Below are 23,936 nucleotides of genomic sequence, written 5' to 3' on the forward strand. Positions count from 1 at the left end.
CGTCTGTCAGGATTTTTCGCATCTCTTCATCGCCTGCGCGCGCGGGATCGGCGCGCCGGCGCGCTATGTGAGCGGCTATTTCCTTAGCAGCGATGGCGAGGATCAGGTCGCCGGCCACGCATGGGCCGAGGCCTATGTCGAAGATCTCGGCTGGGTGGCCTTCGATCCCACGCATGGCGTCGCGCCGCAAGAACATCACGTGCGCGTCGCCGTCGCGCTCGACTATCTGGGCGCGGCGCCGATCCGCGGCGCGCATTCGGGCGGGGCGGGCGAAACGCTGGACGTCAAAGTGCGCGTCGCGCGGGCGGCGGCCTTCAGCCAGTCGCAATCACAGTCACAATCGCAGTAGCGGGTCTCAGACTCCGACCAATTGGCCGACCGCGGCGCGCTGGCGCCCGTCGGCATCGTTTCGCGCGCGCTCGGCTAAGTCAATTTCATCGCACGGCGTGAAGCGCAGCCCGTATTTGTCATATTGGAAATCGCATTTGCCGTTGTGGCTGAGCGCGGCCACGACCCGCGGCCAGACGTCCTTCCTGTCCCAGCGATGATAGCGCGTATAGGTCGTGTACCATTTGCCGAACTGCGGCGGCAGGCTGCGCCAGGGCGAGCCGGTGCGAAAAATCCAAAACACCGCTTCGAGAAAAAGCCGATTGTCGCGGCCTCTACAGCCTGGGTCGCCTTCCTTTCCGGGAAGGACGGAAGCGACAGCCTGCCAATGTTCGTCAGAAAGATAATTCTCAATCAATTGATCCTCCGTCGCGGCGCATTGCGACGTCGACCCGGGCGGACGCGCCTTCGAGGTGAAGGGCCGACAAGGTCGATCGGTAGCTCAATCTTAGGTTGTAATTTTTTATAACACAACCTGTTTCGGCGGGGTGGTCCCGGCGAAGGCGTGCGTTCAGCCGCCGCCTGGGCGGGACGCGCGCGCGCTTGCGACTTGCGCGCCCCTGTGGCACACAGGCGCCGAACACGTCGGACGCGATTTTATGCATTCGGGCGATCAAGCGCTGCAGTAGCTCAGTGGTAGAGCACTCCCTTGGTAAGGGAGAGGTCGAGAGTTCAATCCTCTCTTGCAGCACCAGCTCAATAATTTGTCTGTCAGTTCGACGCTGGACGCCAGCGGCCGCCGAAAGCGGCGTCGTCTTTTCCACGCAGCTAAAGCCCGCCAGAGAGGTCCGGCAGGCTTTTTCGATGTTGTCGAGCGGACGGACGGCGACGCGAGGCGCGTCGCGCGGCGGGAGGTCTTAAGACAGGAACGCGTTCAAGCGAGAGAAGGCTTTTGAGCTGTAGTCGCTCAAGGGAAGGCTTGCGAAAAAGTCCTCAACGCCTTTGGGATTCTGGCCCCAGGCGATCAGGAAGCCCGCCACCGCCAAAAGCAGCAGGGACAGCAACGCCGACGAGAGGCCGGCGAGAACTCCAACCGCCAGAACGATTCCAATCTTGGTCCTGTTGCTCATCGCCATTGCTACGTCTCCTGATTGCGCCTCGTCTGCACTCATTTAGATTAACATGGTTAACCAATAATTAGCGCGCAAGCTCGCCTGCGTCTGCGCGCAGCGCGTCGCCGCCGGCCTCTTCATGCACAAGCGCCCCGCAAATGGCGCGACTGCGCCGTTCCTTCGCGCCCAACCCTTTGCCCGCGCCCCGGAAAGCTGCAGGGGTCGATAGCGCTAGCTAATTCGGATAGGCGCTCTCTCCGTTCAGATCGAAGGCGAAGTTGAGGGAGGCGTTGAACGACTGAGTATTGAGCGCGCCCGCAGTGCTCGCCGGAATATAGCCGATGGAGGTTATGTCAGTTCCGGGCACCGGCGCGGCGTACCAAGCCAAATAGTAACTCCTCGTGCTTCTTGTTTGAGAGAAGGTATAGTTTAAATCGACAAACCAGGACGGCGTCAGGAAATAGGTGACGCCAGCCGTCGCGGCTCCGCCCCAAACCCAGTGCGAATTTTGATAATTTGCGGGAAGCGCCGTTTGATTGATCGTCGCGCCCTCGGAATGACGAAAGCCAGTCAGATTATTCAAATTTGTTTGAATTTGCGAGTAGGACGGCCCCGCGCCGAGATAGATGAACCCGTTCGAGAATTGGCGCCCGATAAAGGGCGTCAGAACCAGCTGGTGGTTGATGCGCATCTGATAGGACTGAAGATAGCCCGTCCCAAAGAAACGCAGGCTATCTTGGCCGCCGACCGTGAAAGTAACCGCGCCAAACTGAGGGATGAACACGTTTGACCGTGAGGACTGCGAATCGAGATAAGTATATGAAAATTTAGACCCCCACAGCCAGTTGGAGTCTCCAATGTGATTGAAGTAGCTGACCTGTCCAACGGGCGCGATTCGCAATTGCGGGATCAGATTGACTTTCGTGCTCCATTGCGCAAAGCCATGGGCGAAAAAAAGCCCCTTGCCGTCAAAGTTGTTTGACGTTCCCGCCCAATCAAGATTCTGCTGGTCGAATGTCGTCAGGTTGAGATTGCCGCCGACGCCGATCGCCAAAGCGGACTTGGGCACAAGCGAGGTCGGCGCGATTTCAGAGTCAATGCGCGCGATCGCCGGAGCGGCGCCCCAGTTGAAATGGTAATTCAGCCCTGTGCGCAGCGTGTTCCACCGCGTGCGGTTGCTGACGCCTGTAAGAATGCCGCTGTTTGCGCCGGCGTCGCCTGAAACGTCGGTATGGAGATATTCAGCCTTTACCGACCAATTGGGCATGAACATCCATTCCACGCCGCCGCCCGCCGTCCAGCCGGCGCGCATGGCGGAGACCTGGTTAGCCCAATAGCCGCCATAGGCGTTTTCGACCTTGGCGTAAGCGAAACCGCCCGTTCCGTAGATCAATAGCGTCGGCAGAGGGGTGACGCCGATTCGCGCGCGCGCCGTTCCGAACCAGGGAATGGAAATGCCGCCGCCGACCCATCCCGGAATATACGTGACCTGGCCATTGCTGTTCTGCAAATAGCCGGGCGCGACGCCGCTGCCGGACAGCAGGCTCGCGCCCTGAAGATCGGCTTCCGCGCCAATGAGCGCCAGCGGCGTGAGCGCGTAAGTATAGCCGATCTGACCGCCGCCGATCACGCCGCCGCCGGCGCCCAGAGCCGTCAGGCTGTTGGTGATCCCGCCGTTCAGGCCGTCCGGCTGCCACATATTGCCGTTGCGGGCGTCGACGCCCCATCCCGCGCCGACGTTCAGACCACCATAGAAACCGGTCCAGATGGGAAAGGCGGCGGAAGATGTCGCGGCGTCCTGCGCCAAGGAGAGCCGGGGGAAAAAGGCGCAGCCGATCGCCAGTCCAAGATGAAACTTCGCCGCAAAGACAATCGCTTTTTTCATCGCGCACCTCAGCCAGCAGAAAATTTAGAAGTTTCCCTCTGCCAGTAAAGCTTTAGTCGATCGACGCGCAAGACAAGGACGACATTTCAAACTGCTTGTCGTCCAGATGTGTCCTTGCGGCAACATCAACTGCTCATCATTTCAGCGCTTTTGGCTTCATGGTGTTCGCGATGGCGTTCGCGCCGCCGCGCGCCGCGCGTTTTGTTTTGTGGCTGCGTGCGCTGCGCGACGGCGGTCCGGGCGGCGTGCAAGCCGCGCGATGTTCGTCTCAGATGGCGCGACGAAGCATCGCCATCCTCGTCATCAAGCTGAATGGAAAAAACATCGGGCGTTTCGCCGCGCGCTTATGCGTCAAGCTGAGTTGGAAGAGCTTCAGCCCGAGTAATAGCCGACGATCGCCGCGCCGATGAAAAAACCAATCGCCCCCAAAATCACCAGTTTCGTCAACCCTGTCGGCATGTTGTCTCTCCGATCGGCGCCGCTCGCTTCAAACTAGTGATCCGGCCTCCAGGATCAAGAAGCGTCGCGCGCGGGATGAGAAGCCATCGATCGGCGCAAGCGCTAAAGAAAAACCGCAGGCGACGGCCTGCGGTTTTAAAAATAATGGCGCGCTCTTAGTAATTATAGAAAGCGACGCAGACGCGGTTGCCGTAATAGTCCCAGCCCCATTTCGCGCAGCGCCGCGGCGGAGCGGTCGCCGCGCCGACGACGGCGCCGCTGGCCGCGCCGATCGCCGCGCCGGCGAGCGTGCCGCCGGCGCGTCCGCCGGACGCGAGCGCGCCGATGCCCGCGCCGCCAAGTCCGCCGATCACCGCGCCGCCTGCCGCGCGTTCACCAGGCGTGTTGCACGCCGTAAGCGGCGCGGCCGCCATGAGGGCGGTCGTCAGCAGCAGAACTTTCTTCATGCGTTTCTCCTAGGGTGACGCTGGATCGTCCGCATCCAGGCGAATCGGCGCCGGATCAATCCGATCGTATGCGCGCCGCGAGAGTCTTTACGACGCCGCGGCCGACGGCCGCTTGGGTATGCCGCAAGCCGCATTGGCGTCGGGCGGAGTTTAATAAATGCCCTCTGCAATGACTGTCGCAAAAATACAACATCGTGCGACATTCGGGCGCGCGCGGCTTAGGAAAAACCCGAAACGCGACGAGGTTTCGCCATAAAGGAGCGCGCACGGCGCCCTTGGGGTTGGACCGTAAATTTGCTAGCAGCCACTGTCGTTTGCTTTTAAAGGACATCGCTCTCATGGATGCAGCCGCATGCGCCGAGGAATTCCGACGCCGTCTCGACGCCGCCGCCGACGCCGCCGAATCTGCGCTCGACGCGCTGCTCGCGCCTGCGCCGCTTCCGGGCGAGATCGCCCGTCCCGCGCGCCTTCTCGAAGCGATGCGCTATTCTTCGCTCGGCGGTGGCAAGCGGCTGCGGCCCTTTCTCGTCATTGAATCTGCGCGACTCTTTGGCGTCGTCGGCGGTGCGGCGCTGCGCACCGCCTGCGCGCTTGAAATGATTCATTGCTATTCGCTCGTCCATGACGACTTGCCGGCGATGGACGATGACGATCTGCGCCGCGGCCGGCCGACGACTCATAAGGCCTTCGACGAGGCGACGGCGATCCTCGCCGGCGACGGGCTCTTGACCTATGCGTTCGACGTCGTCGCCGATCCGAAGACGCATCAAGACGCCGGCGTGCGCGCGGCGCTGGTGCTCGCCTTGGCGCGCGCGGCGGGGCTTGGCGGGATGGTCGGCGGACAGGCGCTCGACCTTGCCGCTGAAACCGCGGCGACGCCGCTCACGCTCGAAGCAACCTTGCAGATGCAGGCGATGAAGACGGGCGCTCTGTTACGTTTCGCCGTCGACGCCGGAGGCATTCTCGGCGGCGCTTCGGCGTCGCAGGCGCGTGCGCTGACGCGCTATGGCGAAGCGCTCGGCGCCGCTTTCCAAATTGCTGACGACATTCTTGACGCAGAGGGCGACAGCGCTGCGCTTGGCAAGCGCGCGGGCAAAGACGCCGAACGCGGCAAGGCGACTCTTGTCGGTCTTCTCGGTCTCGACGCCGCGCGCGCGAGACGGGACTCGCTGATCGCCGAAGCGACGGCGGCGCTGCGCGAAACAGGGCTGGGGGAGGCGACCGACATTCTGGCGGAGGCCGCCCGTTTCGTCGCCGCGCGGCGCAACTGAGGAAACGCGCCGATGCGCCGACAAGAACTGTCCAAGACCCGTCGGCGCGCCTCGGCCATTTTGGCGCCATTTCGCATCGTTCGCGCGCGCCCGCAGCTCTTTCTCAGTTTCGCTTTCGGCGTCGTCGTCGGATTTCTTCTGCCGCAGGCGATGCAGCCGGTCGCACGCGCGCTCGTCGCATGGAACGCCGTCTCGCTCTGCTATTTCGTTCTGGTCTACCTGCTCATCGCCCACGCCACTCACGATACAATCCGCGAACGCGCCCAGCATCTCGACGAGGGCCGCGTCGTGATGCTGTTGCTCACGACCGCGATCGCCACCGCCTCCTTCGGAGCCGTCGTCGTCGAGCTTGGTTCAGTGAAGTCAATGGAAGGCTGGGAAAGGGGCGCAGCCGTCGCGCTCACCATTATTACGGTGCTGAACTCCTGGCTGTTCCTGCACCTGACATTCGCCTTTCACTATGCGCATGAATTTTACTTCGAGGAAGAGCATGATCCGGACGAGCCGCCGGCGGCAAGAGGCGGACTGCATTTTCCCAACACCAGGATGCCGCAATACGTCGACTTTCTGTATTTTTCCTACGTTATCGGCGTCGCCTTTCAGACGGCCGATATAGAAACCTGCTCGTCGCCGATGAGACTGCTGGTCGCGACGCATGGCATCGTCGCTTTCTTTTACAACACCACCATTCTCGCGCTCATGGTGAACATCGCTAGCCAGTTGGTCTGAAGGACATATGAACGAAGACGCGGCGGCGATCGACATCAAGACCGAAGCGGCGCGACTGCGGGCGATATTGATCGGCTCCGTTGGCAATCTCGTCGAATGGTACGACTTTTATGTCTATTCGGCTTTTTCGCTTTATTTCGCCGACTCATTCTTTCCTGGCGAAGACCCCCTCGCGCAGATGATGTCGGCCTCCGGCGTCTTCGCGCTTGGTTTCTTGATGCGGCCGATCGGCGCCTATGTCTTCGGCCGGATCGGCGACGGGCGCGGCCGGCGCGCCGCGCTGATGCTCTCGGTGCTGATGATGTGTCTGGGCTCGCTGCTCATCGCGCTCGCGCCGACCTATGCGACGATCGGCGTCGGCGCGCCGGCGACGCTGCTCGTCGCGCGCCTCGTTCAGGGCGTCAGTCTTGGCGGCGAATATGGGTCGAGCGCCACCTATCTCGCCGAGATGGCGCATCCCGAGCGGCGCGGTTTCTATTCGAGCTTTCAATATGTGACGATGATCGCCGGCCAGCTGCTCGCGCTCTGCGTGTTGCTCATTCTGCAAAATGTCGCGCTCGACGCTCAGGCGCTGCGCGACTGGGGCTGGCGCATCCCGTTCGCCTTCGGCGCGCTGCTCGCCATCGTGGCGCTCTATATGCGCCGCGATCTTGCGGAAACGCCCGCCTTCAGAGCGTCGCGCGCCGAACGGCGGCGCGGATCGCTCAGCGCGCTCCTCGCGCATAAGCGCGAGACGGCGATCGTCGTTGGGCTGACGCTCGGCGGCACGATCGCCTTCTATGTCTATACGACCTACATGCAGAAATTCTTGAAGCTCTCCGCCGGATTGAGCGATGCGGAGACGACCTGGATTGCGGCCGGCTCGCTTTTCTTCGCGCTCTGTCTGCAACCGATCTACGGCGCCTTGTCGGACCGCGTCGGCCGCCGGCCGATGCTCATCGCCTTCGGCGTGCTGGGAACGATCTTCACCGCGCCGCTGCTGACCGCCATTCAGACTGCGCGCGACGCATGGATCGCCTTTGCGCTCATCTGCTGCGCCTGGCTGATCGTCGCGCTCTATACGTCGATCAACGCCGTCGTGAAGGCCGAACTCTTTCCAGCGGCGATCCGCGTCACCGGCGTCGCTTTGCCTTATGCGGCGACGGTGTCGCTCTTTGGCGGCTCGGCGGAATATGTGGCGCTCTGGTTCAAGGCGCAGGGCCATGAGAGCTGGTTTTTCTACTATGCGAGCGCCGCGATCTTCATTTCGCTCATCGTCTACGCGACGATGCCGGATACGAAGAGGAATTCTCGGATTGAGCGAGAAGAGATATAATATTATGTTCGGATACGCGGGCCTTTCAGCGTTATGAAAGTAAAGGACGTGATCCGTTTGCTGGAGGAGGACGGCTGGTTTCCTTTGAAATGAAGACCGACTCAGCGTGATCGTTCAAAACGCTTTTTTCAGTCCCGCCTGACGCAAAATGGCATTAGCGGTGTGGCGGCTGGGAATTCCGATGGGAAGGGCGAAATTGCGTCCAGTGACGGGACTATGCCAAATTTCGTGACTTCCTTTTCCCTGGCGTACCATAATGCAACCTGCGGCGCGCAATAAATCGCGCAAGGGGCGATCGAACTGCGGCGCCATCACGCGACCGCCTGTTCAACCTCGCGCAGCGCGGAAATTTGCAAATATACCGATGCAGGATCGACGCCGGGATGATTGTCCGCCAGCAGGTCGAGAGTCATGGCCGATATCTTCACGAAGAGTTCGTCGAGCGTTGGAGCGTCAGCCGCCGCCGGAATTTCGTCGCAATGGCCGCTCCAGACCGAAGCCGCGTCATCCCATGCGGCGGAAATCGTGAAAATGACCGGTTTCTTTGTCATCCCTCGTTTCTCCGCCGCGCGTCGCGTCAGTTATCCAAGAAGCTTCGCAGTTTCCGGCTCCTTGACGGATGCTTCAGCTTCCGCAGCGCCTTCGCCTCGATCTGGCGGATGCGCTCGCGCGTCACCGAGAACTGCTGGCCGACTTCTTCCAGCGTGTGGTCGGTGTTCATGCCGATGCCAAAGCGCATGCGCAGCACGCGTTCTTCGCGCGGCGTCAGCGAGGAGAGAACGCGCGTCGTCGTCTCGCGCAGATTCGACTGGATCGCCGCCTCGATCGGCAGCACGGCGTTCTTGTCCTCGATGAAATCCCCAAGATGCGAATCTTCCTCGTCGCCGATCGGCGTTTCGAGCGAGATCGGCTCCTTGGCGATTTTTAGAACCTTGCGCACTTTCTCAAGCGGCATGGCGAGCTTTTCGGAAAGCTCTTCCGGAGTGGGCTCGCGTCCGATCTCATGCAGCATCTGGCGCGAGGTGCGCACGATCTTGTTGATCGTCTCGATCATATGCACGGGAATGCGGATCGTGCGCGCCTGGTCGGCGATCGAGCGGGTGATCGCCTGGCGAATCCACCATGTCGCATAGGTCGAGAATTTATAGCCGCGGCGATATTCGAATTTGTCGACGGCCTTCATCAGACCGATGTTGCCTTCCTGGATGAGGTCGAGGAATTGCAGGCCGCGGTTGGTGTATTTCTTGGCGATGGAGATCACGAGACGCAGATTCGCCTCGACCATTTCCTTTTTCGCCTGCCGGGCTTCGCGCTCGCCCTTCTGCACCATATGCACGATTTTGCGGAACTCGGAGATTTCCAGTCCGGTTTCGGTCGCAAGCGCGTGAATTTCGGTTCGCAGATCCTTAATGCGATCCTTGTCCGCGGCGACGAATTCCCTCCAGCCCTTGGAGCCGAGCTTGGCGACGCGCATGACCCATTTGGGGTCGAGCTCCGAGCCGTGGAACTTGTCGATGAAGTCTTCGCGCATCACGCCGTGGCTGTCGGCGAGCCGCAGGAGCTTCGTCTCATAGCCGATAAGTCGCTTGTTGATGTCGTAAAGCTGCTCGACCAGCGCTTCGATGCGGTTCTGGTTCAGCGACAGCGATTTGACGTCGGCGACGATTTCCTTCTTGAGAGTCTTGTATTTGCGCTCCTGAGCGGGCGTCAGGGTCTCGTTCTTGAGCTTGTTCTCGACGTTCTGGTCCTGAAGTCGGCGCAGCTTCTTATAGGCGTCGGCGATGCGCGCGAAGGTTTCGAGGACTTTCGGCTTCAGTTCCAATTCCATCGCCGAAAGCGACACGGAATTTTCCATGTCGTCTTCTTCCTCGAATGTTTCTTCGGCGGGCGGGACGTCCTCCTGTAGCCCGGCGGGCGGGGTGCGCGGCGCCGTCGCCGGCGCCAGGTCGGCCGCGGGCGCCGGCTCAGCGGTTTTTGCCGCCTTGCCCTCGGGCCCGGCGTAGGTCGCCTCGAGATCGATGATGTCGCGCAGCAGGACCTTGCCCGCTTCCAATTCCTCGCGCCAGATGATGATCGCCTGGAAGGTCAGCGGGCTCTCGCAGAGCCCGGCGATCATCGCCTCGCGCCCGGCCTCGATGCGCTTGGCGATGGCGATTTCGCCTTCTCGCGACAGAAGTTCGACCGAGCCCATCTCGCGCAGATACATGCGCACGGGGTCGTCGGTGCGATCGGCGGGTTCCGACGTGCGCGTCGCCACCGCGGTCGCGCGCGGGCTCTCGACGAGTTCGCCGCCTTCGGGTTCTTCCTCTTCGGCGGCTTGTTCCTCAGCCTCGACGTCATCCGGATCGTCGCCTTCAGAGACGGTGATGCCCATTTCCGAGAGCATCGCGTAGACGTCCTCGATCTGATCCGACGACACTTCCTCGGACGGCAGCACCGCGTTCAGCTCGGCATAGGTGACAAAGCCGCGTTTTTTCGCGAGCTTGATCATCCGCTTGACGGCGGCGTCGTTGAGATCGAGAAGCGGTCCGTCGGAAGCCTCCGTCGCCGCTACGGTTTCGTTCTCGACCTTAGTTTCGTCTTTCTTCGCCATCCACAAGCTCCAAACGCCTCGCCCCGGATCGGCTCCCCGAACCAGGCAAGGCGCAAGTTTTCCAAAAATAGCCAGAGAGGCCGGCCCTCTCTACGCCAAAGCGCGGCAAGCGGACGAAAAAGCCCGGCCGACCGCAACAAACCCTCGCACCGCCCGCTAGCGGCGCGCTTTCCGTCCCCTCTTCACCCCGGCGCCAACTTCACAAGTTCCGCGATGGCCGGCCGGAAAGCGATCCATATCCTTCCACCGCTGCTTCTGCGCCATCTAACGCCGACAACTGAGTCTGAATATCCTTCAGCCGCGCATTATTCCGCTCGTTGGGGTTCTCGGCTAGCAGAGCTTGCACCGCACGCAACTCTCTATTTAACGCCAATGATCTGCGATGCAAGGCGAAAGCCTGTCGCAGGCTCTCGCCGGCGTCCGCCGCCGCCGCCTCGGGGCGCACGCTCCAGAGCGTCGAATGGGCGGCCATCGCCTCGAGCCGGGCGACCGTCCGCGCAAGTCCAAGCGACGCTAAAAATGGGTGAAGCTCAAGTTTATCGCCCGCGCTGCTCTCCGCGAATCGCAGGAGCGCGTCGCGCAGTTCGCGCGCGTCGGCGGACTCAAGATCAAGCGTGGCCAGATCCTCCGCACGGGAGTCGATCAGATCCGGATGGTTGATCAGGATCAACAGGATAAGCGCCTCGCGCGGCGCAATCGCGGACTTGACGCCGCGAAACAGCGGCGAATTCGCCAGGCCTGGACCAATGGTCAAGGCGCCCTCGTCGGAAGCGCGCCGGCGACCGCTCGCGCCTCGCCGAGGGACGTCTGGGCGACGAAACTGGCCGCGTCGATCCCGGCCGAAGAGGCGCTCCAGCCGCTGCGCCAGCTCCTGGAGGTAATGACGTCGCAGGTCGTCATCGCCAATCTGACCAACGATCTCGCGCAGCCGCCGCTCGAGGGCGGCGCGGCGCTCGGGCGTATCCAGCGTCGCCGCATCGGTCTCGCGCATCCACAGGAGATCGACGAGCGGCAGCGGGTGGTTCAAAGCTTCCGCGAGCGCCTCCGCCCCGCTTGAGCGCAGCAGTTCGTCAGGGTCCTGGCCGTCCGGCAGAAGGACGAATCGCAGCGATCGGCCAGGGCCAATCAGCGGCAGCGCCGTATCGACGGCTCGAAAGGCCGCTTTCAATCCCGCCTTGTCGCCGTCGAAGCAGAGGATCGGCTCCTCCGCCAGCCGCCAGAGCAGGGCGCATTGTTCGGGAGTCAACGCCGTGCCCAGCGGGGCGACGGCGTTGGGGAAGCCTGCGGCGGCCAGCGCAATAACGTCGACATAGCCCTCGACGGCGATCACCGCGCCGGACTCATGCGCCGCCTTGCGAGCGTTATGCAGATTGTAGAGCGTCGCGCCCTTGTGAAAGAGCGGCGTCTCCGGGGAATTCAGATATTTCGCCTGGGCGTCCGCCTCCAGCGCGCGTCCGCCAAAAGCGATGACCCGTCCGGCGCGGTCGCAGATCGGAAACATCACCCGATTGCGGAAACGATCGTAAGGAACGGCGATATCCTCGCCATGGACGAGCAGGCCCGCCTCGATCATCGTTTCGACGCTCGCGCCCTTGGCGGCGAGGTGATCGCGCAGCGCATGGCGCTCGGGCGGCGCATAACCCAGACGGAATTTTTCGCGTGCGGCCAAGGAAATCTGTCTGCGGTCGAGATAGGCGCGGGCGTCGCGACCGGCGGCGCCGGCGAGCTGCTTTTCGAAAAAGACCGCCGTCGCCTCCAGCGCCTCGCCAAGCGTCGCGCGCCGTTGGTCCTGTTCCTGCTGCTCTTTCGTCTCGACGGGCAGGGGGAGCCCCGCGAGGGCCGCCAGTCTCTCCACCGCCTCGGGGAACGAAAGCCCCTCCGTCTCCATGAGAAAATCGAAGATGTTGCCGTTCTTCCCGGCAGAAAAATCGAACCAGCGCATCTTCTGGTCGTTGACGTAAAAGGAGGGGGTCTTTTCGGCGTTGAAGGGCGACAAGCCCCGCCACTCCCTGCCTTCCTTCCGAAGCTTCACCTTCTGGCGCACGACCTCGGAGACGGGCAGGCGCGCCCGTATCTCATCGAGGAAGGAAGGGGAAAAGCGCATAGGCTCTCCCTAGCACTCCTTTGCGGCAGGGAGCGAATTCACCGGGATCATTTGGTTCGCCCGCCCGACTCACGGCCAGATAGCGGAGCATAACGTTGAGACAGAAAATGACCGAAGCGGAAATCGACGCCGCCGTCGCCGTCGATCCCGATTGGGCGGAGTTCGAGACCGTCGACTGGAGTCAGGCGGAAGTCGTCGTGCCGCCGAAAAAGCAGGCCATCTCGATCCGCCTCGATCAAGACCTGATCGACTATTTCAAGGCGCAAGGCCCGGGCTATCAGCGGCGCATCAACGCCGTCCTGCGCAGCTATGAAGCAGCGCAAGCCGGGTTGAGCGCGGCTAGTCCGACACGACCCGCAGCGGCGCTGTGAAGTCTGGCAGCGACTCAAAACTGATCGGACCGCCGAACGTCAGGCGCACGGCTGTGGGCTCCAGCGGCTTGAAATGCCGGTCCATCACCCCGACGCCGCAGACCGCGCTCGGCGCGACGCCATTGACGCATGCCGAAAACAGCGGATCGGTCGGCAGCAGCGAGCCATAGCCATAGGTGATTTGATCCGACCGTGAATTGAACACGTTGAACGCGTCGACCTGCAGCCGCCAGCCGTCCGCCCAGCGATAGCCGAGCCGCGCGCTCAAGGTGCCCGTCACCGGAGACTGGAGATAGCCGTCTTCGGTCAGCGGGCGAGAGCCGATGTAGCGATATTTCAGCGCGCCGAACCAACCTGTCGCTTCGCCGATTTCAAGGCCGCCCATTGCTGTAATGCCGACGGAATTTTGCAGATAATTGCCCGGCGCGTTTCCTAAAAACGTTCCATAGGGCAGAGCCTCAGGCGTGAGCAGATCGAGCCAGGCGAACGCCTGAAGCTGATCCACGCCGCGATAGCGCGCATGCACCAGCGCCACGTCGCCGTCGAAGCTGATCCACGAGACCGGCCGATAATGATTGGCGAATTCGATGCCGTAACGGCGGCTCGGTCGGCCGAAAGTCGTGGTGCCGCTGTCGCCCTCGAACTGGTTCTCGGAATCGAGATTGAGCCAGAAGAAGCTCATGCTCGAATCAAGTCCTTCGATATATTTGGTGCGCCAGCCAATCTCCGCGCCGCGTGACTTCACCAGAAGCGGAATGGAGGAGACCGTAAGGAAGCCGTCGGTGTCGGAAAGCTCCGACGCCGAGAAGCTCTGCACGGCGCCGCGCGCGTCGGTGGAATGGAAACCTTCGCCATAGTTGAAATAGAGTTCCGTCTTTTGGAAAGGCCCAACGATGATCGAGGCCTTGGGGCTGAACAGCGACGCGTCCTTCGAGTTGCTGTTGAACGGCCCCGTCCAGAGGAAGGCCGGCAGCCCCTCGCTGGTCGCGATCACCGGGGCGCCAAGAAGGCTCTGCAGCGAAGTGACGTTGGCGTTGTAATAGTCGAAACGGCCGCCCGTCACCGTGCGCAGCCATGGCGACCACTGCACCGTCGTGTCTGTCCAGACGGCGACGCTACCTTCGCCGACCGCATCGTTGCGCACCGTGTCATAGGGCGTGCGACGAAAACTGTTCTGCAGGCCGAGTCGAATGTCGTCGTAACGACTTTGCAGGCCGACGCGGGTCTGGACTGGAAGACCAAAACTGTCCCACTTGATCGCATGCTCGGCCTTGACGCCGACCATGGTGCGCCGATCGAATTGGCGGAACTGGTCGCCAAGGGTTTGATTGGCGAGGTAGTAGGTGAAGTTGTTGTAGAGATCGAGCGTCGAATGCATGACGTAGAGTTCGACGCGAGAGGCGTGATTGCCCTCAGTCTGGCTCCAGCGGCCAGAGAGCGAGAAGCGGGTGGTGTCGCCGCCGTCAGTCGGGTCCAGCGTCCCCCAGAGCGATTTCAACCCGCTATAAACCGCTCGCTCCGGAATCTGGTCAGTCGAATACCATTTGTTGGCGTAGCCCATAAACGTGACGGCGGCGCCATCGAGCTGCGTTCCCCGCGCCCAGCGCAGGACGCTGTTGATCCGGTGCAGATTGTCGCCGCGCTCCCAGGGTCCGTTGTAATATTGCGCCTCGACGGCGCCGTAGGCGGATCCTCCGGCGAAATCCTGATAAGGCACGACGGCCAGCGCCCGCGCGTAGGCGAAGCTTCCGCCGGTGACCTGGTAAAAGCCTTTGTCGATTTTGTCCTTATACTGCATGTAAATCGAGCCGGCCGAGGAGAAGTCTCCGTCCTGCGCGTCGTAAGGCCCTTTGCGCGCCAGCACATAGGCGAGAAGTTCAGGAATAAGGAAATTTGCGTCCGCGTATCCCTGTCCATGGCCATGGGTGCGCATATTGAGCGGCATGCCGTCGAGATAGAGCGCAAGGTCGGCGCCGTGATCGAGGTTGAAGCCGCGCAGGAAATATTGGTTGGCCTTGCCGTCGCCGCTGTGCTGCGTGACGATAAGACCTGGCACGATTTCCAGCGCCTCGCCGGGTTGCTTGAAGGGGAGCGCGTTCACTTCCTTGCCGGTGAAGAATTTCTCGCTTGACGAGGTGATTGGCGGCGGTTGGGGTCCCGACGGCTCAGCCGGGGGGCGACTGACAGCGGGGACGACCGGCGACGGGCGCGTCGAACTGACGATGCGCGTCCCCGATGGCGTGTGCACGTGGGGAACGGTCACGGTGCGCCGCTGCCCGCCAACATCGATTTTTGGCAGGGAAATCGTATGCGCAAGAGCTTCCGTGCCCAGAAGAACGAAGCCGACGACGACGGAGGAGACGGAAGTCGCGAGGCGGCGGCGGCTCATTTCGTGGTTCCCGTACGTGCGCGCTATTGTGATCTTTTTTTGAAATTGTCTTACGCGATGCGTTGGGTCAATTGGCTCGAATCAATTTGGCGAAAGCGTTGCCGATTTGCCACAGACGACGCGCTCTAACTGGAATGGTGCGGGTGGCGTCCGGTCGTGTGACGATCGACGTGGGGCGTTTCGCCTTGCTCGAGATCCGCCGGCAAGACGACGAGCTGCCCGTATCGAACGCCGCGCTCGCCGATCACATGGCCGGCGAAGTGCTCGACATCCGTCTTCTGGCCCTTAAGCAGCGACACTTCGAGACAGGTCGCCTCATCGATGTGCACGTGCAGCGTCGCGATCGACATGTCGGCGTGAGAGTGATGGTCATGCATCAGTTTTTTCGACAGCTGCCGCGTCTCGTGGTCGTAGACGTAAACGAGCGCCGCCATGCAGGGGCGGGCGCTGTCATCGGCTTCGGGCGTTTTGAGCAGACCTGCGCGGACGAGATCGCGAACGGCCTCGGAGCGATTTCGATGGCCGCCTGCCTCCATATACTGATCGAGCGCGCTCATCAGCTCTTCGTCGATCGTTATCGTTACGCGCTGCATATGACGGCTCCGGCAGTTCGCGCCTCCGCCATGCGGTCCAACCCAGCACAAATCCGGTAGCGCGACCACTCGTTCATTACGCCAAGGCGCATAGGCCGCCAATAGTCTTCGTCGGCGGTCCGAAGCCGGGCGGCAGCCTCAGGAGTTCTGGCGGCCAACATGTTTCTTGATCGCGGGGCCTCGGATGCGGCTCACCGCCGTGTCGCGCGTTCCCGAAGAGGCGATACGTCGGATCGACTGAGCCAATATTCCGGCGAGCCGGTCCATGACGTTGACGATGTGATCTCTGAAGATGCGCGGAAAGGTTTAGGGGGCTTATGCGTAGCCGGCTTCATTCCATCGGCGTTCGTCGAGACATTCGGGTTCGCCTTTTGCCGGATGAGTATTGACCAGCGCGCGAGGAGCGCTATTGTTTGCCTCCGTGCGGTTTTTGAGATTTTTTGGGAGGAGTCTATGGCGCGCTCATCGGACAACCCACAGAACAAACATCGAGGCAAGAAAGCCCTCGGCGTGATGGGGGTATCATTGTCGCTCGCAGGCGCCGCCTGCGTCGATAGTTCTCCTGCTGAGGCGTCAACGGCTCCGACGACGAGCCGGACGCGCACGATCGACCTCCGCGAACAGGAAGTGTTCGACGTGGGGTTGAATTCGTTCCGCCTTTTCGATCGCGAAGAAGTCCCGGCCGTGAAGACCGAGGAGGTCGCATGGTGGGGGGGATGCCGCGGCTGTAGGGGCTGTGGCTGTCGTGGCTGTCGTGGCTGTCGTGGCTGTGGCTGTCGCGGCTGCGGCTGCCGCGGTTGCGGGTGACGCACCGCTGCACATTTGACGGCTGAGCGGCCGGTCTCGATAGGCCATCGGCGCTTCGGTCCGAGGTCGTGGGCCGAGGCGAGGCGTGCAGTCAGGTCGCGCGGAACATTTACATGGTGTTCCGCGCGGGTCTGTGGGTCTGCGTTCGTCTCTCGGATTCCTGAATCGAACAAATCTCGTCGCTCCCGGGCGCGAGGAGACGGGGGCGCGCGACAGCCAAATGACAATTGACGTCTCTAAACCGCTTGCGCCGAAGCCGGTTTCACAAGAGGGGTTGGGCGACGTCCTTCGATTCTCGCCCAATTTTTCTGTCTATGTCCTGCCGCCTGACGCTGTCTGTCTCTATTCGGAGGACAGAAAGTTTTTCCTTCGTGGCGCGCTCTATTGCGCGCTGGCCGAGCGGATCGGCGCGGGAGAGGACACCGACGCCATACGTCAGGCGCTCTCCGCAGAGTTTCCCGTCGACTCAATAGACGAGGCGTTCAAGCGGCTGCTCGATCGTCGCTTCGTCGTCCCGACGAGCGCATCCGATGGCGTCGCGGCGGGCTATTGGGCGAGTCTCGGCCTGCCGCCCGACGTCGCCGCGAAAAATCTGCAAAAAGTCTCCGTTCAGATCGAAACCCTCGGGATCAGCGGCGTGCGGGCGCTGGAAGAGGCGCTGGACGTTTTCGGCGTTAAGGTCGTGAAGCGCGGAGGCGATCTGACCGTCGCGCTGGTCGGCGATTATCTCGAAAGCCAGCTCGCGGAATTCAACCGCCGGCGGCTCGAGAAAAAGCAGGACTGGATGCTGGTGCAGCCTTCTGGCGCTTTCCCGCTGGTCGGACCGATCTTCAGCCCTGGCAAGAGCGCCTGCTGGAGATGCCTCGCCGATCGCATGAACTGGAACCGACAGGTCAAGGCTTTCCTCGGCCGCAAGGAGGCGCGCTGCGTCGCTGTCTCGCCGCTCGGCGCTCATCCGCTCGGCCTGAGCGGCGCTGGCCTCGCCGCCGCGGAGATCGCCAAGGCGATCGCCAGCGGCTTCCGCACCGATCTGCACCAGCATATCGTGAGCCTGGACCTGATGGGCTCGACCGTCGCCCGCCATTATGTGCCGGCTCGGCCGCAATGCCCAAGCTGTGGCGACCCCGAGCTGCGCGATCCCGCGCGAGCCCCCACGCCCATCCCGCTGCATGCCGGTAGCGCGAGCGTCGTGACGAGCGGGGGCTACAGATCGGTTGCGCCGGGCGACACCCTTGCCCGCAATCGCAAGCATGTCAGCCCGCTGACCGGCGTCGTGTCGCATCTCGATCGGATCAAGAGCGAACAGCCGCTCGACGCGAGCTTCATCGCCAGACACAATTTTTCGCCGCGCCCCGAAACCGTCGACGCCCTTCAGGCCGGGCTGAGCGGAGACAGCTATGGCAAGGGCAGCGTCGCTGAACAGGGCGAAGCCAGCGCGCTGATGGAGGCGATCGAGCGCTACTGCGGGATTTTCCAGGGCGACGAGATCAGGATAGTCCGACGATTCGCGGATTTCCCGGCCGGCGAGGCGATCCTGCCCAACGACATCCTGCTTTATAGCGACGCGCAATATGAGCAGGGCGCGAAAAGCGGCGGCTGCGGCGAGGGCGCACAGCGTTTCGATCCCGCCGCGGAGGCGGAATGGTCGCCAGTGTGGTCGCTGCGCGACGAATGTTTCAAATACGTTCCCACCGGCCTTTTGTATTTCTTCCATGAGTCCGGCTGCGCCAATCAGATCAGCGCCGATTCGAACGGTTGCGCGGCGGGCAATACGATCGAGGAAGCCATCATTCAGGGTTTCCTCGAACTCATTGAGCGGGACGCATACGCGATCTGGTGGTACAACCGTTTGCGTCGTCCGGAGATCGATCTCGACAAGCTCGGCGACAGCTATGTGCGCGACCTCCGCGCCGTTTTCGCCAGGATGGGCCGAGACGTCTGGGCGCTGGACGTAACGAGCGATCTTGGCATTCCCGTCGTCGTCGCCGTCGCCCATTGGATCGAGGACGGACGGGAATATATCGAAGTCGCGGCGGGCGCGCATTTCGATCCAAGGATCGCGACGCTGCGCGCCATGACCGAGCTCAACCAGTTTCTTGCCATCGAGAGCCTCGGCGGCCGCCCTGAGTTCGGGCCCGACGACGATTATGGGGGCGACCCTCTGCCGCTGCGCAAGCACGCCTATATGCGGCCGCAGGGCAAGGCGTCCTTCGGGCGGTCACGGTTCAAGAATTTCGCCCAACTCGACGGCCGCGACCAGGTGCTGGCCTGCGTCAAGCTCGCCGCGCGGGCTGGGCACGATTTCCTCGTCCTCGATCAGACGCGTCCGGATATTGATGTGCCGGTGGTTCGGGTGATTGTTCCGGGACTGCGGCATTTCTATCGCCGCTTCGGCCCCGGCCGTCTCTACGACGTGCCCATCGCGCTGGGTCTCCGCAAGCGGCCGGTGCGCGAAGCCGATGTCAACCCTTTGTTCCCCCGCACCTAAGTTGCATAGCGAAGCCTCCCAACCCCTCGCGCCGCCGGCACGGCTCTTCGCGCGACTCAATCCTGGCGTCACGCTCGAGCGCAACGCCACGGGCGGCGTCTCCGCCCTTTTCGACGGTCGGACCGTGGAGTTCGGAACGTTTGGCGCTGATGTCGCAGAGCGCACCGCCGACTTCGAGACGGGCGTGGCGTTCGATGGGGAGCGGGACGGGGAGATGAGCGAACTCGTCCGGAGGCTGGCGCTTTACGGACTCGTTGAATATCGCCTGGCTCGCGGGCCGAGCGGTCCCGATCTCATCGTCGTCGAGCCGCAGATGCGCGATTATGCGCCACGGATGATCGAGATCGACGAGGATCGCTCGCTGGCGCTGTCGCGCTTCGCCTATATGCGGCGGCGCGGCGCCGACCTGGTGCTCGAATCGCCGCGCGCCATGGCGCTCTTCCGACTGTGCGACCCAAGCGTTACGGCAATGATCGCGCATCTGTCGGAGGCCCGCACGGTAAAAGAGCTTCGCGCCTTGGTCGACTTTCCGGGAGTAGAGCTGCTGGCACTGCTCCTCGAAGGCCAGATTCTGTTCACGCCCGGTCACGATGCCGACAAAGCGCTGCGCGCAGCCGAAGGCGACGGCGATCTCGTTCTATGGGACTTCCACGATCTGCTGTTCCACACCCGCAGCACCGATGGACGACACGCCAATCCCTCCGGCGGCCTCTACGCCCACGCGGATCTCGCAGCGCCGCCGCCCGCGGTGCGGCCGAGCTGGCCGGGGCCGGCGATCGACCTGAAGACGTTTGAGACGGCGCCGCCTTCGGACTTTGCGACACTATTGCGGCGCCGACGCTCGACCCGCGCCTTCGATGAGCGGCGCCCGATCACGCTGGCGGAGGTGGCGCGGCTCCTCGACAGCGCCGCAAGAATCATATCGCGAGAGCAGGCGCCCCACGAGGATCATGATGAGCCGGAGTTCGAGGTCGCCCCTCGTCCCTATCCGTCGGGCGGCGCGAGCTACGAATTGGAGCTCTATCTCGCCGTCGATCGATGTGAGGGCCTGGCGCGCGGCTTTTATCATTACGACGCCAGCCGCCACGCTCTTGTTTTGATCGAGACGAACGAGCATTGGCTTACGGCGATGCTGGAGGACGCGCAATTCGCCATGGGCGCGCCGGATGTCCCGCAAGTCCTCGTCACCATGGCAGCGCGTTTCGGCCGCGTGTCCTGGAAATATAGCGGCTTCGCCTATGCGCTTGTTCTAAAACATGTCGGCGTGCTGATGCAGACGCTCTATCTGATGGCCGCCGAGATGGAGATCGGAGCCTGCGCGATTGGCGTCGGAGACATCGACCTCTTCGCCAAAATGACAGGCCTCGCGTTTCACGCCGAAGGGTCGGTCGGCCAGATCGCGATCGGACGCGGCGCTCAAAGCGATTCACCGCCCGTCGCCGATTGACGGCGCGTCGCCAGCGCGACTGACAGATCGGCGGTCAGGGATCGTCCAATGACTGGCGCAGCACGACGCGATGTTTTGATCGGAGCAGGGATAACCGCTCTGGCGGCCGCGACCGCCCCATGGTCGCGCGGGGCGTTGGCGCAGAAGACCCATTCCCTCCCCGCATCGGAGTGGGATTACTGCACGATCAAAGATCTCCTGGCCGCGTTGCGGGCGCGAAAGATTTCGGCGCTGGAGCTCACGGATCGCACGATCGCGCGCATCGAGACGGCGGACCGGCGCGTCAATGCCGTCGTCGCCCGAGACTTCGAACGCGCGCGCGAGGCGGCCAAGTCGGCCGATGCCGCGCTGTCTCGCGGCGGAACGGGCGCCTTGCTTGGCGTCCCGATGACGGTGAAAGAATCCTTCGATATTGCTGGACTGCCGACGACTTGGGGCGACCCGCAGTTCAAGCGCTTCATGCCGCAAGAAGACGCCTTGGTCGTCGCGCGCTTGAAGAATGCGGGCGCCGTCATCCTCGGCAAGACCAATGTGCCGCTAATGCTGAGCGATTGGCAGACCTACAACGACATCTACGGCACAACCAACAACCCTTGGAGTCTTCGGCTCACGCCAGGCGGATCCTCGGGCGGCTCGGCGGCGGCGCTTGCTTGCGGTTTCGGGCCGCTGTCGATCGGCTCGGACCGCGGCGGTTCGTTGCGCGCGCCAGCGCATTATTGCGGCGTCTATGCTCACAAGCCGACATCGGGTCTTGTGCCTAATCGCGGACTGACCCCGCCGGGCGCGCCGCCTTTGCCGCGCCATTGCGATCTCGGGGTCATCGGTCCAATGGCCAGAAGCGCTGCGGACCTCGCGCTTGCGCTCGATGTGATCGCCGGACCGGACGAGGAACGCGCCGGCGCCGGCTACCGGCTGGCTCTGCCCGCCGCCCGGCACGATAACCTCAAGGACTTCCGCGTTCTCGTCATCGACACGCATCCGCTTGGCCGTACCGCCAGCGTGGTGCGGGCGGCGCTCGGTCGATTGTCGGAGCGGCTCGTTCGCGCGGGGGCCAAACTCGCGCATGCGAGTCCCTTACTGCCCGACCTTGCCGAATCGGCGCGTCTCTATGTTCGGCTGTTGTCCGCATTTTGGGGCGCGGATTTGCGGCCCAGCGTCTATGCCAGGCTTCGCGGCGCGGCCGCAGCGCTGTCGCCCCGGAACCGGAGCCTCGCGGCCGAACGTACGCGCGGCGCGGTCATCAGCCATCGGGATTGGCTCGCGGCCGACGGGGCGCGGAGCGAGCTTCAGGAGCGGTGGCGAGAGCTCTTTCGCGACTGGGACGTCGTGCTCTGCCCGGCGATGCCGACGCTAGCTTTTCCGCACGATCATTCGCCGATCGAGTCGCGACGCATCGAGATCGACGGCCGATCCTACGCCTACCTCGATGCGCAAATTGTGTGGGCGGAGCTTGCCACGACTCCTGGCCTCCCGGCGACCGTGGCGCCGATCGATCGAACCGAGACCGGCTTGCCGATCGGCGTGCAGATCATAGGGCCTTACCTCGAAGATCGCACCACGATCGCCTTCGCCGAACTCCTCGAGCGGGAGTTCGGCGGTTTTGCGCCTCCGCCGGACTTGTGCGCGAATCATTAGCGCGTCCGCAACGGCGCCATCAGCGCGCTTCGTTTCCAACCGGCGCATCGCCGCGGCTTCAGGTGGCCTCCATCACTCCAAGAACAGCGCTGACCTTCTGCGCCAACTGCTCGATCGAGAATGGCTTCGGCAGGAAATTTACGCCGCGATCGAGCACGCCGTTATGAATCACGGCGTTTCGCGAAAACCCCGTTGTAAACACTACCTTCAGATCGGGACGACGGCGCAGCGCCTCTTCCGCGAGTGCGCGACCGTTCATGTCCGGCATGACGATGTCGGTGAATAGCAAATCGATATGAGGATTGGCGTTTATAAGCGCAAGCGCCTCGGCGGCGCTTCCCGCAGCGAGCACGCTATACCCCAAATCCCCGAGCATCGCGACGGCGACGCTCCGCATCCGATCCTCGTCTTCGACGACGAGGATGAGCATCTCCGGCGACCCCCTCAAGGCCGTTTGAATTTCGTTCGCCCGGTGAGTTGGAGCGGGGATTTCTCCCTCGCCAACGAAACGCGGCAGATAAATCTTCACCGTCGTGCCCTGGCCAGGCTCTGAATAGATTTTGATGTGCCCGCCCGATTGCTTGACGAAGCCGAATACTTGACTGAGGCCGAGCCCCGTTCCCTTGCCGGGGCCTTTGGTCGTGAAGAACGGCTCAAAGGCCTTGGCGATAACCTCGGGCGGCATGCCGGTTCCAGTATCGCTGACGGCGACCAACACGTATTGACCCTCCTTCACTTCGGCGTGTTCCCGCGCGTAGTGGTCGTCGATATAGGCGTTCGATGTCTCAATCGTCACCTTGCCTTCGTCGTTCATCGCGTCGCGCGCGTTGACGGCCAAGTTCAATAGCGCGCTCTCGAGTTGGTTGGGGTCGACGTGGATCCGCCAGACCCCGCTTGCGAGAACCGTCTCGACGTTGACGGCTTCGCCAAGCGTGCGTCGGATCATCTCCGCCATCCCGCCCACCAACTTATTGGCGTCGACGGTCTGGGGCGCGAGCGGCTGCTGACGCGAAAAGGCGAGTAGGCGATGAGTTAAGGCCGCGGCGCGATCAACGCATTCCATGGCCTTGTCGATCAAGCTATCCTTGTCGATCTCGCCGCGAGCCATCTTGCGCTTCAGGAGGTTGAGGCATCCGACGATGACCGCAAGCATATTGTTGAAGTCATGCGCCAGACCGCCGGTAAGCTGACCGACGGCTTGCATTTTTTGAGACTGCCTGAGTTGGCTTTCCACGCGCTCCCGGCGCTCGCTTTCCTCGGCCGCCTGCTTGAGCGCAATTCGAAGCGCAACATTGGCTGTCTGAAGTTCGACAACCTGCCTCTGTCGGTCCTTGAGGGTCGCCCAAGCCAGGAGAGCCGCCGATAGGAGAGCGCCTGCAACGCCAACCTGCGTCAACGTCACCGTCCAGCGCATTTCGGCGTTTCTCTTCGTCAAGAGCCGATCTTCTTCGGCGAGCATCTCGGCGATAATGCTGCGCGCCTGATCCATCAGACGTTTACCGGCTTTAAGACGATCGGCGAAAGTTGCGTCCGGCGTGGCTCCGCGTTCTTGAATGTGTTTTTGTAGTTCAGCTAGTCGGTCTGCGACGACGGAACGCAGACGTTTCACTCGTTGCATCTGCTCTTCGTTGTCGAAGATAGCCCGCTCTAAGGCGCCCAAACGCTCGCCAATGGTTCGATCGGCGTTATGGAAAGGCTCCAAAAACGCTTCGTTGCCCGTCAGCAAGAACCCCCGCTGGCCGGTTTCCGCATCCTGCAGAGTGGAGAGAGTTTGCAGAAGCGCCGAGCGCACAAAGAGCGTGTGCTCGACCGATGTTTGCGCCGCCACCTGCTTTTCCAGAGAGATAGCCGCGCCAACGATCGCTGCGACAAGAAGTCCGAAGATGGCCCATGACACGGCCTTTTTCGGAAGCGTAACCGTTACTGTCATTTTCATGACCTGGGCAAAAGGCGACGCGATCAGAT

General features: G+C 62.5%; 19 protein-coding genes and 1 tRNA gene. 9 read left to right on the forward strand and 11 right to left on the reverse strand.

Going from position 1 to position 23,936, the window contains the following annotated elements:
• Positions 1-349, forward strand: a 349-nt coding sequence (locus ACR65W_RS12205) for a transglutaminase-like domain-containing protein (RefSeq protein ID WP_434502674.1), incomplete at its 5' end; no start/stop codon positions are given.
• A gap of 6 nt (positions 350-355) precedes the next feature.
• On the opposite strand, the gene ACR65W_RS12210 is transcribed toward ACR65W_RS12205, so the two are convergent.
• Positions 356-745 (reverse strand): transposase, encoded by a 390-nt coding sequence (locus ACR65W_RS12210; protein ID WP_434502676.1) that lies wholly within the window; start codon positions 743-745, stop codon positions 356-358.
• Between the two features lie 261 nt (positions 746-1,006).
• Between ACR65W_RS12210 and ACR65W_RS12215 the strand changes: the two genes are divergently transcribed.
• Positions 1,007-1,081: transfer RNA gene (locus ACR65W_RS12215), tRNA-Thr, on the forward strand.
• 163 nt (positions 1,082-1,244) lie between these two features.
• On the opposite strand, the gene ACR65W_RS12220 is transcribed toward ACR65W_RS12215, so the two are convergent.
• The 3 genes from ACR65W_RS12220 to ACR65W_RS12230 all read right to left on the reverse strand — a co-directional run bounded on the left by ACR65W_RS12220 (position 1,245) and on the right by ACR65W_RS12230 (position 4,229).
• Positions 1,245-1,463: a hypothetical protein gene (locus ACR65W_RS12220; protein ID WP_434502678.1), complete on the reverse strand. Its 219-nt coding sequence runs from the start codon at positions 1,461-1,463 to the stop codon at positions 1,245-1,247.
• Between the two features lie 211 nt (positions 1,464-1,674).
• Complete coding sequence (locus ACR65W_RS12225) at positions 1,675-3,324, reverse strand: outer membrane protein (RefSeq protein WP_434499712.1); 1,650 nt, start codon at positions 3,322-3,324, stop codon at positions 1,675-1,677.
• A 614-nt stretch (positions 3,325-3,938) separates the two neighbouring features.
• Positions 3,939-4,229 (reverse strand): hypothetical protein, encoded by a 291-nt coding sequence (locus ACR65W_RS12230; RefSeq protein ID WP_434497470.1) that lies wholly within the window; start codon positions 4,227-4,229, stop codon positions 3,939-3,941.
• 338 nt (positions 4,230-4,567) lie between these two features.
• Between ACR65W_RS12230 and ACR65W_RS12235 the strand changes: the two genes are divergently transcribed.
• The 3 genes from ACR65W_RS12235 to ACR65W_RS12245 are packed head-to-tail and all read left to right on the forward strand — an operon-like array spanning position 4,568 to position 7,544.
• A complete protein-coding gene (locus ACR65W_RS12235; RefSeq protein ID WP_434499711.1) occupies positions 4,568-5,500 on the forward strand; it encodes a polyprenyl synthetase family protein in 933 nt (310 codons plus the stop codon).
• A 12-nt stretch (positions 5,501-5,512) separates the two neighbouring features.
• A complete protein-coding gene (locus tag ACR65W_RS12240; protein ID WP_434499710.1) occupies positions 5,513-6,229 on the forward strand; it encodes a DUF1345 domain-containing protein in 717 nt (238 codons plus the stop codon).
• Between the two features lie 7 nt (positions 6,230-6,236).
• Positions 6,237-7,544, forward strand: a complete 1,308-nt coding sequence (locus tag ACR65W_RS12245) for an MFS transporter (RefSeq protein WP_434502680.1) — start codon at positions 6,237-6,239, stop codon at positions 7,542-7,544.
• A 114-nt stretch (positions 7,545-7,658) separates the two neighbouring features.
• On the opposite strand, the gene ACR65W_RS12250 is transcribed toward ACR65W_RS12245, so the two are convergent.
• The 4 genes from ACR65W_RS12250 to dnaG form a co-directional block, all read right to left on the reverse strand.
• Positions 7,659-7,856 (reverse strand): type II toxin-antitoxin system HicA family toxin, encoded by a 198-nt coding sequence (locus tag ACR65W_RS12250; protein WP_434502682.1) that lies wholly within the window; start codon positions 7,854-7,856, stop codon positions 7,659-7,661.
• A complete protein-coding gene (locus ACR65W_RS12255) occupies positions 7,856-8,095 on the reverse strand; it encodes a DUF1902 domain-containing protein (protein ID WP_434502684.1) in 240 nt (79 codons plus the stop codon). Before ACR65W_RS12255 ends, ACR65W_RS12250 begins: the two co-directional genes overlap by 1 nt.
• 26 nt (positions 8,096-8,121) lie before the next feature.
• Complete coding sequence (gene rpoD, locus ACR65W_RS12260; protein WP_434497476.1) at positions 8,122-10,137, reverse strand: RNA polymerase sigma factor RpoD; 2,016 nt, start codon at positions 10,135-10,137, stop codon at positions 8,122-8,124.
• 199 nt (positions 10,138-10,336) lie between these two features.
• Positions 10,337-12,241 carry a DNA primase gene (dnaG, locus tag ACR65W_RS12265; RefSeq protein ID WP_434500827.1) on the reverse strand — a complete coding sequence of 635 codons (1,905 nt, stop codon included), beginning with the start codon at positions 12,239-12,241 and terminating at the stop codon, positions 10,337-10,339.
• A 107-nt stretch (positions 12,242-12,348) separates the two neighbouring features.
• Between dnaG and ACR65W_RS12270 the strand changes: the two genes are divergently transcribed.
• Entirely contained in the window at positions 12,349-12,612 is a 264-nt protein-coding gene (locus ACR65W_RS12270; protein WP_434500828.1) for a BrnA antitoxin family protein, read from the forward strand.
• Here ACR65W_RS12270 and ACR65W_RS12275 read toward each other — a convergent pair.
• Both ACR65W_RS12275 and nikR read right to left on the reverse strand, forming a co-directional pair.
• Positions 12,581-15,001 carry a TonB-dependent receptor gene (locus ACR65W_RS12275; protein WP_434500829.1) on the reverse strand — a complete coding sequence of 807 codons (2,421 nt, stop codon included), beginning with the start codon at positions 14,999-15,001 and terminating at the stop codon, positions 12,581-12,583. The genes ACR65W_RS12270 and ACR65W_RS12275 overlap by 32 nt on opposite strands.
• 125 nt (positions 15,002-15,126) lie before the next feature.
• Complete coding sequence (gene nikR / locus ACR65W_RS12280) at positions 15,127-15,594, reverse strand: nickel-responsive transcriptional regulator NikR (protein ID WP_029648127.1); 468 nt, start codon at positions 15,592-15,594, stop codon at positions 15,127-15,129.
• 1,027 nt (positions 15,595-16,621) lie between these two features.
• On the opposite strand from nikR, the gene ACR65W_RS12285 reads away from it, so the two are divergent.
• From ACR65W_RS12285 to ACR65W_RS12295, 3 genes are read left to right on the forward strand one after another with little or no spacing between them, the layout of a single operon-like run.
• Positions 16,622-18,889 carry a TOMM precursor leader peptide-binding protein gene (locus ACR65W_RS12285; protein WP_434502686.1) on the forward strand — a complete coding sequence of 756 codons (2,268 nt, stop codon included), beginning with the start codon at positions 16,622-16,624 and terminating at the stop codon, positions 18,887-18,889.
• 1 nt (position 18,890) lies between these two features.
• Complete coding sequence (locus ACR65W_RS12290) at positions 18,891-20,336, forward strand: SagB/ThcOx family dehydrogenase (protein WP_434500977.1); 1,446 nt, start codon at positions 18,891-18,893, stop codon at positions 20,334-20,336.
• Between the two features lie 48 nt (positions 20,337-20,384).
• Positions 20,385-21,971 carry an amidase gene (locus ACR65W_RS12295; RefSeq protein WP_434500978.1) on the forward strand — a complete coding sequence of 529 codons (1,587 nt, stop codon included), beginning with the start codon at positions 20,385-20,387 and terminating at the stop codon, positions 21,969-21,971.
• Between the two features lie 58 nt (positions 21,972-22,029).
• On the opposite strand, the gene ACR65W_RS12300 is transcribed toward ACR65W_RS12295, so the two are convergent.
• Positions 22,030-23,907, reverse strand: coding sequence for a CHASE3 domain-containing protein (locus ACR65W_RS12300; protein WP_434500980.1), 1,878 nt, complete (start codon positions 23,905-23,907; stop codon positions 22,030-22,032).
• Between the last annotated feature and the right edge of the window lie 29 nt (positions 23,908-23,936).

The organism is Methylocystis sp. (assembly GCF_051062815.1).
In the GTDB taxonomy this organism is placed as follows: Bacteria; Pseudomonadota; Alphaproteobacteria; order Rhizobiales; family Beijerinckiaceae; genus Methylocystis.